General features: G+C 51.5%; 16 protein-coding genes. 7 read left to right on the plus strand and 9 right to left on the minus strand.

Going from position 1 to position 17,016, the window contains the following annotated elements; all coding sequences use genetic code 11:
* Positions 1-24: 24 nt before the first annotated feature.
* The 8 genes from ACEN2T_RS17380 to ACEN2T_RS17415 form a co-directional block, all read right to left on the minus strand.
* On the minus strand, positions 25-3,072 hold the full coding sequence (locus tag ACEN2T_RS17380; protein ID WP_442117105.1) for a hypothetical protein: 3,048 nt from the start codon (positions 3,070-3,072) through the stop codon (positions 25-27).
* Positions 3,073-3,223: 151 nt separating this feature from the next.
* The gene (locus ACEN2T_RS17385; RefSeq protein WP_442117106.1) at positions 3,224-3,445 is read right to left on the minus strand and encodes a hypothetical protein; all 222 of its coding nucleotides are present in this window, start codon (positions 3,443-3,445) and stop codon (positions 3,224-3,226) included.
* A gap of 565 nt (positions 3,446-4,010) precedes the next feature.
* Positions 4,011-4,586 (minus strand): hypothetical protein, encoded by a 576-nt coding sequence (locus tag ACEN2T_RS17390; protein ID WP_442117107.1) that lies wholly within the window; start codon positions 4,584-4,586, stop codon positions 4,011-4,013.
* Positions 4,579-4,824, minus strand: a complete 246-nt coding sequence (locus ACEN2T_RS17395) for a hypothetical protein (RefSeq protein ID WP_442117108.1) — start codon at positions 4,822-4,824, stop codon at positions 4,579-4,581. The genes ACEN2T_RS17390 and ACEN2T_RS17395 overlap by 8 nt, the downstream gene beginning before the upstream one ends.
* Before the next feature lie 89 nt (positions 4,825-4,913).
* Positions 4,914-5,684: a hypothetical protein gene (locus tag ACEN2T_RS17400; protein ID WP_442117109.1), complete on the minus strand. Its 771-nt coding sequence runs from the start codon at positions 5,682-5,684 to the stop codon at positions 4,914-4,916.
* Between the two features lie 291 nt (positions 5,685-5,975).
* A complete protein-coding gene (locus tag ACEN2T_RS17405) occupies positions 5,976-6,485 on the minus strand; it encodes a hypothetical protein (protein WP_442117110.1) in 510 nt (169 codons plus the stop codon).
* Positions 6,486-6,559: 74 nt separating this feature from the next.
* Positions 6,560-6,772, minus strand: coding sequence for a hypothetical protein (locus tag ACEN2T_RS17410; RefSeq protein WP_442117111.1), 213 nt, complete (start codon positions 6,770-6,772; stop codon positions 6,560-6,562).
* A 141-nt stretch (positions 6,773-6,913) separates the two neighbouring features.
* Complete coding sequence (locus ACEN2T_RS17415) at positions 6,914-7,162, minus strand: TrfB-related DNA-binding protein (protein WP_442117112.1); 249 nt, start codon at positions 7,160-7,162, stop codon at positions 6,914-6,916.
* A 381-nt stretch (positions 7,163-7,543) separates the two neighbouring features.
* On the opposite strand from ACEN2T_RS17415, the gene ACEN2T_RS17420 reads away from it, so the two are divergent.
* A complete protein-coding gene (locus tag ACEN2T_RS17420; protein WP_442117113.1) occupies positions 7,544-7,975 on the plus strand; it encodes a LexA family protein in 432 nt (143 codons plus the stop codon).
* A gap of 10 nt (positions 7,976-7,985) precedes the next feature.
* A complete protein-coding gene (gene umuC, locus ACEN2T_RS17425) occupies positions 7,986-9,248 on the plus strand; it encodes a translesion error-prone DNA polymerase V subunit UmuC (protein ID WP_442117114.1) in 1,263 nt (420 codons plus the stop codon).
* A gap of 1 nt (position 9,249) precedes the next feature.
* Here umuC and ACEN2T_RS17430 read toward each other — a convergent pair whose 3' ends face one another.
* On the minus strand, positions 9,250-10,422 hold the full coding sequence (locus tag ACEN2T_RS17430) for a hypothetical protein (RefSeq protein ID WP_442117115.1): 1,173 nt from the start codon (positions 10,420-10,422) through the stop codon (positions 9,250-9,252).
* A 196-nt stretch (positions 10,423-10,618) separates the two neighbouring features.
* Here ACEN2T_RS17430 and ACEN2T_RS17435 point away from each other — a divergent pair, with 196 nt between their 5' ends.
* The 5 genes from ACEN2T_RS17435 to ACEN2T_RS17455 are packed head-to-tail and all read left to right on the plus strand — an operon-like array spanning position 10,619 to position 17,012.
* Complete coding sequence (locus ACEN2T_RS17435; protein WP_442117116.1) at positions 10,619-11,242, plus strand: hypothetical protein; 624 nt, start codon at positions 10,619-10,621, stop codon at positions 11,240-11,242.
* Between the two features lie 11 nt (positions 11,243-11,253).
* Positions 11,254-12,315 carry a hypothetical protein gene (locus ACEN2T_RS17440; protein WP_442117117.1) on the plus strand — a complete coding sequence of 354 codons (1,062 nt, stop codon included), beginning with the start codon at positions 11,254-11,256 and terminating at the stop codon, positions 12,313-12,315.
* Position 12,316: 1 nt separating this feature from the next.
* Entirely contained in the window at positions 12,317-12,841 is a 525-nt protein-coding gene (locus ACEN2T_RS17445; RefSeq protein WP_442117118.1) for a lytic transglycosylase domain-containing protein, read from the plus strand.
* Positions 12,838-14,277, plus strand: a complete 1,440-nt coding sequence (locus ACEN2T_RS17450; protein WP_442117119.1) for a secretion/conjugation apparatus DotM-related subunit — start codon at positions 12,838-12,840, stop codon at positions 14,275-14,277. Before ACEN2T_RS17445 ends, ACEN2T_RS17450 begins: the two co-directional genes overlap by 4 nt.
* On the plus strand, positions 14,274-17,012 hold the full coding sequence (locus tag ACEN2T_RS17455) for a hypothetical protein (RefSeq protein ID WP_442117120.1): 2,739 nt from the start codon (positions 14,274-14,276) through the stop codon (positions 17,010-17,012). The genes ACEN2T_RS17450 and ACEN2T_RS17455 overlap by 4 nt, the downstream gene beginning before the upstream one ends.
* Positions 17,013-17,016 lie beyond the last annotated feature (4 nt).

Genomic DNA, 17,016 nt, shown 5'->3' on the forward strand with positions numbered 1-17,016 from the left:
TCTAATTCAGGCTCTACGTTTACCCTACTTGATCACTACGTCTGGAGCCGTTGCGTGGTCATTGATCCACTGAAGCGCGGCTGCCGGGATGTAAGGTACGGCTTCTTCGAACGTCCGCAATGGCCGCGAGACGTACTGGCGGTCGATGTAATCCTGCTTGCAGGTACGATCCTGCTGCCTCAACACGTCCTGCCAATTACGCGCTATTCCTATCCCACGATCCTCCATCCGCGCCTTCTCAAAAATCACGCTCGGGTCGTAGTTGTAATAAACCATTAGTGACGGCTGATCGTTGCCGAGAGTTTTAACCCATGCAATGGCACTTTCCGGATTTTCATACCTGCTCTCTAAAAAGTTGATCAGTCGAGTACGCTGACTTTCGTTCCCAAATTTGAAGAGAAGCGCACATACACCTTGCCTGACCACAAGCCTGTTAAATTTCCTAGTGCCATTCTTGGCCTCCTGGGTACTCGGGGCATCCTCGCGGCAATGGATTCCTACCTGCGCCACCATCGTGGGCAACTCCACATAGCCTGTCTTGTGGGAGCGCACGTACCGCACCAAATCTTCGTAGAGTTCTTCCCAATCGAACTTGCCTGAGAAGTAGTCCAGACGGCTCAAGTGCGCGTCAGCTTCAGCAATTAATTTGGTGATCCTGTCTGAGGTCAGTTCGTCAGCAATAGACACGCTTGCCCAATTGGATTGATTCTCTGGCCACTCGTGCAGCGTTGTTTCTTCGGCCGTTGCTTTCGGGTACCTCACAAGCTTCCTGCTCAGCTCAACCAAACCTGACTTTGTGCACTCAACCGTGATACGGGTCACCCACACATGCTTGTGAATCCGGTCATCGCGCTCAGCTGCTGGGGTCTCGACATAAAGCCCGTACTTACCCTTTCCCGTCATCACAAAGCGCAGCGGCGTGATCATGTTTTCGGCTATGAATGCCGGCATGTCATCCATTGGGTTATGGCCAGCGCGGAGCAGCTGATAGAGCGTTGCAAGCGTTGATTTGAGCGCACCAGCATATGCCACATCACTTGGAGCGGGCGGCGCCTCACCTCGATGTGAGGCACGCCACAGTCGCACAGCATGGCCGGCTTCGTCTGGCAATGAAACATCAGATGGAATCTTGAGCCGACCTTGTCTTGCAGCGTCAATCAGCGCAGCGGTGAATGGGGCTTCCAAATCGAACTGTTCTTGCGCCAGATCTCCGATGGCGAACAAGGTCGCCATGTATTTTGAGTAGTACTTTCGGTTGGTGCGCGATTCACGATAGAACGCAATGTCGCCTGGCTTCACTGCATCCATCACCAGGTGTGAGAACACCAGATGATCATTTGCATGCCGTTTATGGCCACTACGGCCGAGAAACAGCTTTAGCACAGGCTCACGTACATCACGGTGGCCAGTGTATCGAGACTGGACCTCTACGTAGTAACGCTCACCCTGTCGTTTTGCAATAAGCAGCTGGGCATCCGGACCTTTCCACGTCAGCCGCTCGTAGGCTTCTGAACGAAACTCCCCGTAAGCGGTAAAGGCACCGCTTACCTGGTCCTGATTCCAGTTGCCTGGAAGGTAGACAAGGACGCGCGAGCCCGATTGCAAGTACGCATTCATCTGCCGGAACCAAACATCATAGGTTGGCCGCTGAGTGCCGAGCTTGACATCATCTTCACGCACAAAGCGGAAGTGCTTGTTCTGAAAGCCGAGGTCGAAAAAACCACGGTAGCTGGCCACGTCGTAAAAGTCGCCGAAGATTTGGTGATTGTCGTTCAACCCCCAAAGCAAGATCAGCAGGCGCTTATAGAACAGGGCGTACGCGTCGTGGTCGTCGAGTTTGTCGGTGTAATTCAGGTCCTCGACTGTGATGTCGCTACCGTCGATACCGGCGAAAATCTTGTCGACATCCTCACCGCTTGGAAACAGGCGCTTCGCAGAATCAGTCGCCAGCTCGGACCAGATCTGATGAATATTTTCACCGTTTCGTATTAAGAGGAACGAGGTCAGGTTGGGCTGATTGGCAATCATGTTTTCGTACGCAGCGCCGATTGAAGACTCGCTGTTGTATATGACGCCCTCGCGGCGAATGCGCGCAAGCACGACAGTACGTGGGTATGGAAGAATCCTATCCCTGAGGGACGTATCGGACTTAAGAGCCGCAACGAATGACCCCATCGACGCCGCGTCCAAACCGGCATCATCCAACTGAACCAAAAACTCCTCTTCCAAAAAAATGAGGTCTTGAAACAGCCAAATTGGCTCATCAGCTGGCGCCGGCGCACCAGTCACCCACGTGTTGATTTCAACGCCCTCGCCCGTGTACAGCCCCATCGAGGCTACACCCTTTTTCAGGTGTTCCGCATAAGCTACAACGTCACTGACGGAAGCCAAGCTTGCACTCGCCTGCTCACTGTAAAAACGGACGAGGAGTCCGGTCTTTTTGGATATCTCGCCGGTTTTTTCCTGGATGAAGGCGGTGTGACGCTTTGCTGTCTCGATTACAGACATCGACTGTGTTTTGAGGTCACCTAGGGAGCGTACGTGCTGCACCATGGCGCCGACGGATGGGCTGCCCTGGTTCGTAGGCGCGGCCAGCAAAGGAGGGATATCAGATGGTGGCGGGCCGGCGATGATTTCTTGCTGAAGGCGCCCAAGATCTGACTCCAGCGCCAGCCGTTCCTGCAAACGAACTGCTTCAGCATCAAAGCAGCGCTCAAAATAGTCATGGAATTCAGCCGCAAAAAAAGCAAGGTCGCTCTGGTCCGTCCAGAGAGGGTGCGCGGCGACAATAACATTGTGCAACCCAACGTCATCATGCTTTAGGTTTTTAACGAGCAGGACTACCCCCGCGCCCACTTCCTTCCGCAAGACCTGACGACGTTCCTGGTAAGTGTCCTCTTCACTCTTGTCCCACTTGTAAACCAGTTCCTGTGTGACTTTGACCTTCGCTGGAATGACGCAGGACGTTTTCCAGTACTGGCCGGCCTTCAGCGGTTCAAGGTTTGCGTCAAACTTCTCAGGGCGCGCTTCGTTCTGCGCGGTGGTCGAGAGAATGGTGAGGTCATTTGCCATGAGGTCAGATCCATATGAGGGCGCTTCGCGTGCGGTCTGCTCAACAAGCTTATAGGTGAGCACAAGATAAAAATAAGCCTCTAGAGGCTAATTATCAAGCGAAAGATTAATCATATTTGCAAATCAGCTGGATGACCTCGCGTGCACGCTTTTAGTTCGAAGGGATCAGCTTGTCGATCGATGCTTGAAGCTTACGGAGATTTGACACGCCTTCCGCACCATGGAACAGCTGAGCAAGATCCAAGCCCCTCAGAATGCCCTTAGCAAGCACAGCATCCATGGGGTCGCGAGTCTCTTGGGCGTGCTTGATTTTTGCCTCTAATTCAGCAACCGCATTTTTCTGGATTTCGGATCGCGGCTTACGGATTTGCATTTTTTACCCCATTTTTGATGGGTGCCGAACATGAGACTGTTCAGTTCACCAGGTCCGGATTGTAGGTGACTACCGTGCTAAGGTCATCCATGCTCGGCCAGCAACTGCTGACGTTTCCTTTACCCAACGCTAAGCTAGGCATGTGTTCGGAAGATCGAAACTAACTAAAGCTCTGTCAGGGCTGCTGGGTCCGTGCCGGCGCAGCGAATAAGTAGCCAGACTTGAAGGCTGTCAGACTCATTTGTTGGGCCAACTAAATCGACCCCAAGCGGCTTCACCAAAGCCCAAACACCTGGGCCAATCGATTTAAAATTTCCGATTCGCTGAAGAGCGCCCTTAGATACCTCCCCTTTGAGCGCAACGAGCAACCTTTGACGATCCCAGGCCCTAGGCGCTGTATCGCCTCTGTAGTATGGCAAAGCTCGTAGGTGATCTAGCGCAGCTTGAATGTCCGGCTCAGACACGTAGATCGATCTTTTGGCCTGCCTGAAAATCGAAAGCATCCGTACCATTTCCTTTAATTCAACAGCGGGTCAGTCAGAGCAGGTCGCATGTTTGCTCGTCTCTACAACCGTAGCAGAGCACGAATTGTGAGAATTTCATCTGCCGTGGCCTCACGACTCAACTGTTCGTCTTCACGGGCGATCCGCCAATGCGATACGCCACTGATGAGTGATCGATCTGACTTACGCTCCCACCCCCAACCTGTGTAACGGCAGCAGGTCAGCCAGGTGTCGTAATCGACGCCAACTAAGTAGTAGAGCCTACCCCTCTTGTCTTCGTGAGGAACACGGGCCGTGCAATCGTTCCACTCCATACCTATCGCAACCAGACTCGCCAGCGATGGGCATTCAAGAATATCCGCCGGCCGGCTACGTCCTTGGATAGTCAGCCAATAGTCAAACTGCTCGCGCCGGCTTAACTGCTGGAACGCGCGCAGGGCGTCCATTTGCGCGCAGTTAGCGTTTGTCTTGAGTGGGGGCTGCAAATAGCCTGGGCGCATTGTCACGCAACTGCGGGATGGTTCACCTTGGCCAAGCTGCTCCAACAACAACCTATCGCGTGCCTCCTCCCAACTTTCGCCAGGAAGCGCCGCAGCTTGCACCTGAGCCTCGGTCAATTCGTGCTTACCGCTAGCCATTGGTGCATTCCAAGGCCATTTTGCTCAACTGCTCCTCAACCCCTCGCTCATAGGCCGATCTCGCCTGTTCGATTAGATCCAACAGCTCGCCGGCACCTATCAAGCCCTGAGTGCACAGCCGGTCGGCCAACTCATCCAGCGCGTACTGGTGACCGTCGGGAGAGTTGTTAAGGGCAGCCTTATCTGCGTAGAGCGCGTGCCACATTGCGAGGGTCGGCGCCGGATTTTTCAAACTCATGATTTACCTCTGCCCTATCCTGCTCGTACCAGATTTTTACGCTGCGACTTGGTGTTCTAAACACAAGACCTGCCGCCCATGAGCTGGACCTAACCGTAATGATAGGCTTCAGCCGCAAGAACCTTCTTTACCGCTCTCGTGCGCGGTGAATCCTGTGGAATGCCATGTGGGTTGGGCAGTCGAGGCTCCACGGCGCAAGTGATTTTATGCGTGCGCGCGCGAAGCCAATTTGCATCAGCAGTGTACGTCGCACCTGGATTGTTCTGGCGCAGCGCAGACATTTTTAGCTCCAGTTCATCCGTCATGATGACTCGACCAAGAATGTGGAAGTCCGAATGATAGAGGGTGGAGCAGTCCTCCGCAGTCATGGCTTTCAGATTCGAAGGGATGCCGGCGCATAGGCGGTCAGTGCCAAAGATGGACTTCGCTTTTTCAAGCAGGCGCCCCGCACTCAATTCTCCGCTTTGCAGCGGGATGATCACTCGTGCACCAGCATCAATCCAAGCACGCACACTGGCCGCGTGCTCAACCCACAAGGCTATGGTTAGCACCTGGTCACCGATTACATCAGGCGCCACAATGCTCAATCCTTCGGGCCGATCAGTCATCTGGATCACGCTTTCATACACACGAAATACTTTCGCCCAATCTACCGGCTCACCTTTCTGAAAGGCCGTGAAAGCCCCCGAATCAATGAAGGCGAAGCCGCCTCGATCCAAATGTCTTGGTAGCACCAAGATGGTTTTGTTGACATCCAGCAGCGTCGCGACGACACCGACCGGCACGCCAATATCAACTGCCGCGCGCAAATCACTCTTTGCGCTCATGCCTGAGTGATAGGCAAGCTTCCATGGGCTCACAGATAATTCCTTTACCGGCCGGCGCCGGCGTAAATGGTTTGTTAATGGGGAGCATCATGGGTGGCGCAGCAGGAAATCTTTACGCGCACCGTGAGTCGCAGTGGCAACAATTGAAGCGGCCCAATGGATTCGCTAAATACTCTATGCTCTGCGCCATCAATGCCTGCCGGTCCGAGGGGTGCACTCCGGTACCGCACGACCAAGAAGGACCTTTCCCCTGAAGCCATTCGAGTCGGTGCTTGTGATGGGCGAGGTCGGCTATACGCTGCGCGTCCGCCATGGCCTTAGCACTCACACCATCACCGAGTTAGTGCCTTCGACGCAGTCCTGAACCATATCGATGCCCGTTTGTGCAAACCCGTACGCGATGATCAAGCCAGCAGCTCCGCCCTCAATACGTGAGCGAGCCGCTGCCCAGTCTTTTTCTGTGAAAAACATGTGCTCACGCGCAACACGCAATGCCTTGTCGATACCAACGGCCAGCCTTACCGCGCCGTCAGCGCAGGACACTCGATAGGAAGCAACTTGCGCCCACAGGTCGGGGTGATCCTTGAGGACCAGGTTCGTAGGCGCTGGAATTTTGGTCTCTGCGTCGGGAGCAATGAAGGTGCTCATGCGAATCGCATTGGCACACTCACGGTGATGGACCTCAACCAGCGACGCATCAGCTGTCGCCGCATCAGAATTTGCGCTGAAACTCACGCCGAGCCTGATAGCCCATTTGTGGGAGCAACCCACTAGAGCCATGACAGCTGCCTGCTTTTTGAATTCGGAGAGTGAAAGCTCGTGCGGCGACATCATGAATCCCTCGTAGGTTGATCTTACGAGGAAAAGATTAAACTACAAGACAACCTTTCGCAAGGAAAAAGGTTGTCTTAAGAGACAACCTTTTTCGAGCGGCTTTTCTTTTTGGCTTTCTGCAAACCACGCACCGCATCATCCCAATGAGGCTCTCGATCCTCGTCGTTGATGACCTTGCTGATCCAAACAGCTGTCTTGCCCCACCGCAAAGCCAATGCTCTCCCAGTCCAGCCTTTCTCCTTCATCAGGTCTTTGAATTCTTGCGGTGACAAGCGAGCTTCCGACATAGAAGCTGTCCTCCAGAAAATTACAGGCCGAGTTTTGTTGTGAGCCATTCAACTCAGTTTACCCGCTAACGGGATCGTCGATTTTTTTGCCGACCAATTCGACGAGTTACAGCGCAACGCAATTGTCGGCTTAGGCTCCAGTCAGTTTTCTTTAATTCCGAAAACATCCTTCATGAGTTCACCAGCCTCCGTGTATCGGCGAACTGCGTTACCGATAGCCGCGCGCGCTGCTCCAGTCTCGCGCATAGCGTTAGCCTGAGTAATTCCGTCGACTAGCACTCGGCGCGCGGCCTGATTTGATGCAGTCGTTGCATCACCTCGCATGAGTTTTACCAAGGCGTCGTATTGCTCGCCTGTAAGTGCCATCAATGATTCTCCGATACTTGTCATTGGACGTTATAGGGCTTCATTAGGAGCACAACTACACCTAACAAGGCTTCTGCTTTACGTGCTAGGCGCACTCTAATCCTCAACTGTGCCGTCCAGCCCATGCGAGCCGCGAAGCGCCTTCTTGGGTTGGATGTGCCGGCCGTAGTAACTGGGCCCCCGGTGCCGAGACGCATACGGCAAGCGTTGACAGCTTTTCTAGCCAAGCAAAGGTACACGCCTAGGAGTGTACAAACAAGTTCAAGGCGAACTTACTACCGCACAAAAAAGCGACCCCTGCACACCACCGTTCATCCAGGCCTCACCCGACCACGCTCATTTGACTGTTGCTGCCTCGCCTTCCGGGTTAAGCTCACATCTGTATAAATATCCAGTACCAGACCCATGACTGCAACGATACTTGCCCACCTCATGCCAAACGCCTTGCACCAAGCATTACCCTTTGCAGGTCAGGCGAGCTGTGGGTTTCCCTCCCCCGCTGCCGACTATCAGCAGCCAGATCTGTCGCTCGATGACCTGGTAGGGATACGCCCGACATCATCCATCTTCCTGATGAGGGCCTGGGGAGACTCGATGATAAATGCGGGAATCGGTGATGGAGACGTCCTTGTGGTCGACCGCGCAAAAACTCCCAAGGCTGGCAATGTTGTCGTGGCGGTGATCGGCGCCGAATTTGTAGTAAAGCGTTTGTTTGTTGATGGTGCCGGCGCCGTGGTTTTACTTGCGGAAAATCAACAGTACGCACCAATCAAGCTTGGCGATGGAGAAGCATTCGAGGTTTGGGGAGTATGCGTGTGGGTCCTGCACAGCCTTTGAGAGCACAGAAATGACCATAGCCATCGTCGACGTAAATTCGTTTTATGTCAGCTGTGAGACGAGCTTTCAGCCATGGCTTAGGGACAAACCCGTGGTGGTTGCGAGCAACAACGACGGGGCGGTTGTGGCGCGCAATGACCATGCGAAGGCGCTCGGCATCAAGATGGCACAGCCTGTTTTCGAGTTGCGCCATCTGGTGGAGCAGAAAAGGCTTCACCTGTTCAGCTCCAACTACGAGTTGTATCAGAGCCTGAGCAACCGAGTCATGGCAATTTTGGAAAGCCAGGCGCCTCGATCATTTGAAAACTCCATCGACGAATCATTTTGCCTGCTCCATGGGATTGCAGACCCCTATACCTGGGCGCTTGAAACTCAAGCGATGATAAAGAAACGACTCGGTCTCGATGTCGGTGTTGGGATATCGAGCACCGCGACGCTGGCAAAGCTTGCAAACTGGGCAGCCAAGAAGTGGAAGAAGAGCACTGGCTGCATCGTTGACCTACGCGACCCATCGCGGCGAGACAAGCTCCTCAAGATTGCACCAGTGAATGAAGTGTGGGGCATCGGTGGGAGACTGACAGAGCAACTGGGCGGGCTGGGCATGACTACAGCATGGCAATTGGCATCAGCTGATCCAAAGTTTCTCCGTCGCCACTTCAGCGTGAATGTAGAGCGCACAGCGCGGGAGTTACTGGGAGCAGCTTGTATTGACGTCAGCGACACCGGTACCGGGCAGAAGCAAATGATCATCGCTTCGAGGTCGTTCGGTAATAAAATATCGCAGTTGGAGCCGCTGCTGGAAGCGATTGCAGCTTTTGTATCTACTGCCGCAGCAAAACTTAGAAGACAGGGCAGTCTAGCGAACTGCATTCAGGTTTTTGCAAGGACAAGTCCCTTCGCTTCAGTTGAGCAGTACTGTGGATCGCGGATCATCGCCCTACCTTCGCCTACCGATGACACCCGCGACCTGCTGGGCGCGGCAATCACAGGAATGACAGCGCTGTATAGGTCAGGCATTGAGTTCGCCAAAGCAGGAATTGTGCTGTCGCAGTTCAGCCAGCGAGGTTTGATTACCGGAGACCTTTTTGCTCCAGCCCCCCGTCGCAATAGCGACGCCCTGATGGCGGTGATGGACTCCATCAATGCCAAGCAGGGACGCGGCACAATTAGACTGGCGCGCGACACCTCAGCGGGTCCGTGGAAGATGCATCGTCAATACCTAACCCCTGCTTATACGACGTCTTGGGCCGCTTTGCCCAAAGTACGCTGTTGAGTTAAGCCCCAAGCTTAGGGCCGTCTCGATCTGATTTGCTTACGGGGTTGTCGTTGCCGTTGACGAGACGCTCGAACATTGACGCAATCATTGCCACAAGACGCTCAATCCCCTTCTGCAATCGGTCGTATAAATTGTGATCGTCGACGGGCAGCGCTTTGAGCACAGACTCATGCTGCTTCAGAAAATGCTTGAGAGGATCTACCCCTCGCTCCGACAGGGTGGATTCTTCAACGCCGGCATGCGCACCCTTTTCTATTGCCCCCCTCGACAACAAAACGGCGCGATCAAGAGCAGAGGAAAGCTTGTCAAAAGCTTCCTTGTTTTCCATCACTCGCAGGATGTCGTGACTGTGTGCGATGACCTGGTCAGCGCTCATAGCTGGATCAGTGGTGCCAATGCCCGCAGCGACAAGAGTTTTTACGTGCTGCTCGGCCTCATCCAAAACCTTACGAAACTCCATCTCCGGTCTTTCGGCGCGAAAGCCGCCCACTGCGTTGTTTACCGCCCCACCGCCAGAGCTGAGCATTGACTTGAGTCCTCCCAGGCCTTTGGCACCTAACATAAAACTTTGCGCGGCAGACATCTGTGGTCGGCCTGTCGGTAGAACGGGACCACTACCCGAAATTGGCTGGGGAGCATGGCCACCTGGTCCCGCCTTAGAATTCTCTGCCGGTGCGGAATGCATCGGCCCTGGCCACTTCTGGGCTTTCCAGGTGTTCCGGTGCGTTGCAATGGTCTCCTGTCCAATGACATTACCCTGGCCGTCTTTCTTCTTCACCTGAACTGTAACCGGTTCCCTGCCCTTGTAATCAAGCCTGATGGGATCGCCGACTTTGAGTTTTCTTTCAGTAAGCGCTCGCTGAAGGTCCTTCCCCCAGACATCCACGTCGCCGGCAGGCGTGGAAAGCGTGACGAAGTAGCTCATGCTTTCCTTCGGGTCGTGTTGGTACTTTGCCTGACCGTGATTTTTAATCAGCCCCATGTAGACCCGTTCGGAGTGAATGGAGTCTTGGCCGTCCTCAAAGCTTTCCAGCATTTCTGGATCATCGGCATAACGCTCTCTGAAAGCACGCACTACATGCTCAGCGCTCTCATCCTGGGAAGATTTTGCTCCAATGGCGAACGCTTGAAAAAGCTCGGCTTCACGCTCTGACAGTTGTTGACTGGCCACGTATACCTCCTGAAAACATCAGATGGGTTAGCAAATTATTTGGTAAGCAGTGCGATGGACCAGAAAAATCCATTAAGACACTCACGTTGCCCGGAGAGCCGCAGAATCATGGCGACGCCGCGTGCAAAAGCATCCCTACACACGCTCCAATTATTCACGTACAGTATCACGATACGTTTTTTTATAGGCTTCCGCGATGAACGAATTCAGGTACCAGGAAGAAGCTTTTGAGCTGATTTCAAAGTTGCTCGTTCTACGCGCAGCGGACATGGGCGCGCAAGCGTTCGCTCTGCGTGATGAGATCGTGGAGGCCGCCGTGGCGGTAGATGAAGCAGGTCCGCTCACGTGGGCACTTACAATCCACGCAGACGCACTTGCCCGGTTAAGCGGCCTCTCGGCTGCGAAATACAATGCGCTACCCTTCACCATGATTGAGGATCCGGCTTCACCATTCGGGAATCTTTGCGTCATCCAGAAAGGCGGAATACCAATGAGTGTCGCAGTGCAGTTCCTTGACTCTGCACTGGAACATTGCATCTGTGTAGGCATGCGCGAGCTGGATATAGCACCATCTGAATGGCAACAACTTCCGTTCAATCAGCAAGTGATCGCCATAGAGCCCTACTTCGCGGACCTACAGGAAAACTGGGTCAGCCCCGAAATGGAATCAAGCGACCGGTCATCCATGGCTATCAGCTTCCCTAACCTGCTGACACTACCCATTCTCGAAGAGCACATGTTGAATCAACGCTCGCAACTTAAACCTAACGAACAAACACAAAAAATTAGTCGAGCCGTATCGTTCGGTTCAATGAGGTAAGGACGCCCAAAATGAACAAAGACACTCTTGAAGACTATATGAGTATGACTGTGGATAATCGCACTTTGACTGAACAGGATCTCGATGATCAACTGAACGCCGACATTCAAAACGACGGCATTACAACTCGCGGCCAAACTGGCAAAGACGGTAACGGTAATTTGAAAGTCAATATTGACGATGTAATGGCTCAAGCCTTCCGGAATACGGAGAGTGACATATTAAGACTTGAAAAGGTCGATACTGCCGTGAAGGCAGCCGCACATGGTGTAAAAATTCTTGGTCCAATATTGCAAGCGGTAAGTCGGCACGGTGCAACACCGGAGCAAGCTAACAAAATCATGAACAAAGTATTGATGCGCGCAAACATCGATACAAAATTAATATTGAATGCTTACAACCTTAAGGATGGGGAGGCACCCCCTTGGTTGTCTGCAACCATTTCAGGCCAGCTCGTCAAGATCATTACGAATTCCCTGGAGCAGGGCAATACAGCGATCTTGGACAAGCCGGACAACACATACATTCAACCTCTAATAACATTTATGAATGAAGCCGCTGCCATCGGATCAATCAGTCATCCGTCGTCCTCGCCCCAAAATGAAATAACAAGTGCATTGATGTTGGCTACTTGTGCCGTAATGGCTGAATACCAATGTTTCAATTATTTCCATTCCGATGCTGCAAAAATGGCATCCGAAATCAGCACTTACTTTAATGATCGAATTATTCGGGGAACGGTTGACGACTTAACGGCCCGATACGCACTTAACCCCAACGAACAGTCATATTTTGCTAAAACATTGTTAGCCAGCGCTGCTGACCTTATGGCTGAGCAGTGGAAAGAAAGCATTGAAGATACTGTTGCACAAATCAAAGAGCTACCGGAGCAAACAAGGCGCTCCATCGCTGCTAATGGGTACCCTCTGGAGCACATTATTGAGAAGTTTGAAAAAATCTATCTAGGTCTCGAACTATCAATCGACAGCGCAATTCGCACAATGAATCCTGCCCGCGAACAAAACCGGCAGAACAACCAACAAGCACCTGGGCAAGGCTTTGCGCAGAAATAACATGACAGGCTGTGCAGTCGCTACTGCACTGGCGGTACTCTGCGGGTGGGGCAGCTGCTTTGCTGCACCCGCAAGCAATGAAGCGACACCTGTTCAGCAGGGTGTAAAACGGCCGTTAACGGCTGAATGCATGAAAGTCGCTTCTCAAAGCTACGGTATCCACCAAGATATTTTATACGCAATCCTGCTCGTCGAAGGCGGATCAGTCGGCCGCGACAGTAAAGCTAACAAAAATGGCACATATGACATTGGGTTATTTCAAATAAACTCAATGCACCGTAAGACATTTGAGTCTCAAGGTATTTCTGAAGAAGAGCTGCGAGATGATGGGTGCACTAACGCAATCGCGGCTGCGTGGCACCTGAAAAGAGTTCTTACTCCTGATGTTATCAGCGAGATAAAAACCCAAGATGATTATCTGAGGGCAATTGCCTTGTACCACTCAGCAACGCCAGAATTTAATAAAATATACGCCGCCAAGTTAAGAAAAGCGTTCGAACGCATGTATGCGAGTGATGCAAAATGAATCAAGGTGATACTTCATCATCCGGCTTAATCGAATTCGGAATTTGGACGGCAGTTCTCCTTGGCCTGTGCTTTGGCCTATGGTGGATATTTCGGCCTTACATTATGTGGTTTAGCTTTTATACATCTTTTTTTGTTTTCAAGCATATTTATACACACTTGTCATTTTTGATGACTGACCATCAGTACGAAACCCTTATAAACGCTTTGAAGAACATTCCTCACATCTCCCCTAAAAGGTACGGTATTGAGGCTCTTTACAGATTATTTGAAATTCATGGCTTTGTTCTGCGCTGGCCAGTGAGCATCGGAATGATCTACCTCGGATGGGTAGTCAAAAAAGGCGTAGTACGCTTTAAGTACCGTCGCGAAATTAAAAACGTATATGATCTGATCGACATTCAGGCAGAACACTTTCCGGCCAGCAAAATCATTCAAGGCAAAAACCTTCTAAGCATGCATCTCTACGACGGACCATGGCGCACTTATGCCATACCAGTAGATTTTGCCCTAGACTTCAATTTGCTTTGGACGCACAAAGGAGCGAACACTTCCATCCTTGACCCTGCAATGCCGGTCAACGAAAAAGAAATGATTCCTATCCCGCCGTTTACTAAAGATGAAAAGTTAAAAGAGTTTTCTTGGAAGCGCCGTGCGCTACCGCACTACCGGTATACGGCCCTTAATCTTGCAAGAGCTAATAAATTATTTGCTTCACAGTTGGGGTCGCTGTGGAAGGGTTCTAGTGCGTTACCGCCTATGGAGCGAGGCCTCTACGCGGCATTTTGCGCTCAGGCAGCAGGTAACGGAGCCGAGGCTATCGAACTAATCAACCAGATGGCATTTTCATGGGTTGAGGCGACTTACGACACCAACTGGAACCCAATTACCCCCCATCATTGCGATACAACCGGTGCAGATGAACTCATCGCGAAATACGAAAGCCATGAAGACATCCAACGAGTTATTCAAACTCATGCCCACAGCTACAATGTTTTATATGGTGTGCTACATCTGGCCCGATCAAATGGGCGACTCTTCCATGCGAACTTTGGCTGGCTTAGGCCAGTAAATAGACAACTATTTATCTTGCTATGCTCCCATGGGGGCCAATGTAGTTACTGGGAGGTGGCAGGATTGTGGGCTCATTATCAAATCGAAGAACAAATGGGTAAAAGGCTGATTAAGCCAATGGTATTTTCTGCTGTATACGCATTTCACGACACGCTTTCAAAAGAACACTGGATCGATCCCGGCGAATACAGCGAGGACGCGCAAAGACGGGAAGTTGAAAGTGCGAACAAGATTATCAGGGACGCCAATGACGCTTCGAAAGGTGCAGTCTCTTCTACCGGATTTTCTGCACCTCAAAGAAGTACACCTGCGAAGGGGGCCAACACCAACAGCAGAGGCGACCACGGAGATGACGTGCCATGAGTGAGCCAAGTTCCGTCATTCATAAAAGCCAGGAAATTAGTCTTGATCAAATTATTATTGATCATCGCTCACTTTCCAAGAAAGCCTGGGACCTGCTCCAGTATCCTCAAATCCCATTCATATTTGCCTGCTTGGCTGCACCGCTGATTGTATTCGCTCCGGCGTTGTTTTTCCTTTCGACAATAATATTCTATATTTTGCAGCTGGCAGTAACTACTAAAGATGACGTTTTACCAATCCACCTTCCGTTAGGCGCCGGCAAGCCAGATAAAAATGATCCGAAGCCAGGCAATAACAAAGGTTGGTTTCTTGCGCGCGGTAGCTTTTATTTAGGTATTTGCCGAATAACCGGCATGGAGTTATGGGCTAACTTCAAAGCCCTAACACAGCATTTCTTGTGCATGGGCACAACCGGTGCCGGCAAGACTGAAAACATCGTTTCAATGATAGTCAATTATCTAGCTGTCGGTAGCGCGGCAGCAATGAACGATGCAAAAGCAGCCCCTAAAGCGATGTACCAAATTGCGACGTTTTGTCGTATTTTCAGTCGCGACTTCGATTTCCGAGTTACAAACTATATTAAAAGTCAAAATCCAGAAACTGAGGACCCTGCTTCTCGCAGTTCTAATGATGCGGGCATCTTCGCTCGCGGAACACCGGATTCAAACACTCAACTCCTAGTATCGCTTATGCCGCCAAGTGGCGGGGACAACAAGATCTTTTCTGAGCGCGCAATTGCGCTTGTTGCAGCCATCATGCCGGGGCTAAATGACCTTCGAAATCTTGGTAAAATTCAAATTGACCCATCAGTTATTCGTCGCTTCATGGGCTTTAAGGATTTTGTAGGTCTTTGCCATAACAACTTTATCGGGAAAAGCTCACGTGATGCACTTGTAGGCTATCTAAGCTCCCTTTCAGGATACGATGATAAAAAAGATATAAGCCAGCAAAACGAGGAAGTAACTAGGCAATTTGGCTTTGCGCAAGCATATTTCACCCGTGCCCTTGCATCCTTGTCTGATACTTACGGCCATATTTACTTGACTGGGCAAGGTGAAATTGACTACCAAGATGCAGTTTTGAACGGCCGCATATTAATTACTCTTCTGCCGTCAATGTCTAAGTCAGGAGATGAACTTGCCAACCTAGGTAAAATTGTTCTCACCGCAACCAGGAACGGTATGGTTGTCGGTTTAGGTACGGTGTTTGAAGGTAGCGCTGAGAAGGTTGTTCACAACCTACCTACAAACTCAGACATCCCTTACGGGATCATGAATGATGAAAATGCGTATATGTTAGTTGAGGGCCAAGAGATGATAAATGCTCAAGCCCGAGGCCTCGGTTTTGGTGTGCTCACAGGAACACAAGATGCTCCTGGCATGCTTCTAAGTATTGAGAAAACAACCAAGCAGATCATGGCCAACTCTGCATTTAAGCTATTTATGTACTTGGACGACGATGATACAACAAAGTTGGCTTGCGAATTGTCCGGTGAAGCCACTGTACTTATGCGTGGTGGCTTCAAACATGAAGGCACAATGAACCAGGTTTATGCCTCAGACCATATCAACGTTGATAAACGATACCGCCTGACCACTACCGCCATTAGAAAACAGAAGATGGGCCAGGGTTTTCTGCTCTATCAAGGTCAAATTCACGAGACTCAAGTCTTCAACCACGGGATTCAGGAAAAAGATAGCGACCCCAAAATGTGCTACCTGAAACATTGGTGGCCCGTGCGAATGGCTAAGGTACACATACCGTCGCAGGACGAGATCACGAAGCTGCTTAAAATTGACCCTTTGCCCGAGTGGGTCGAACTTGGTGAGATGATCCACGATGACTCGCGCTTCCTGCTGCGCGAAATGAAGATCTACTTTGGCTCGATGATTGCGATTCGGAACATTCAGCGTCGCGTAGCCGAGAATCCTGAATTGGCCAACATCGTCCGCCAGACCATGGGCAGTGAAGTCGCGGTAGATGAAAAGACCAGCTTGAGCAACATCGACAAGCAGCGTGACGCATTAACAGGCCCACTGAGCGTTGTAGCTAGCTCTCAGCTGTTATCGCCGGCAGACGTCATCAGAATGGTTCAAAAAATCACCGACGAGAAGCAAGGGCCTGCCAAGAAAATTCGGGACGCTGCCAAGCAGTCTGGCATTGGTGACTTCCTCACCGAAAATGCTGGGCTAGACCTGAGCGACCTGGGTGATGATCAAGAGGAAGTTGGTTCAGGTGGAGCTGGCGGATCCGGGGGTGGGCAGAGCTTGCGCACAGGCGCAACGCCCGAAAATATGGGCTCATTGCTCGACGAGTACCTCGAAAGCGAGCCTGACCAGCTTGAGTACGATCACCAGTTCGATCACCAGTATTCCTCGCCTGGCGCTCCGCCAGACCACCACGCTGATTACTTCGAAGAATTCGACAACATGTCTGATGAGGTCCCTTCAGATTTTGCTTCCAACGCTGAAAAGTCCGAGATGGCGATGGTTGTCGAGCAGAACCTGGCACTGATGCCATGGATGGCGAACGTGGTTGATTACACCGCAACTCGAAACGATTTAATTGAAGTTGAGACCTACTTCAATGGCGACGATGAGGTGGCTGCTGCTCAAAGTGTCGATGCCGGCCTGGACATCGTGGCATCGAAGATGAACTACCCAACGACGCCAATGAATCAAGCCACACCTCCGAACCTAACGCACATCCGCTCGCTACTTAATACTCCTCGCTAACGGG

This window comes from Pseudomonas sp. W22_MBD1_FP4, assembly GCF_052113765.1.
Classification (GTDB): Bacteria; Pseudomonadota; Gammaproteobacteria; order Pseudomonadales; family Pseudomonadaceae; genus Aquipseudomonas; species Aquipseudomonas sivasensis.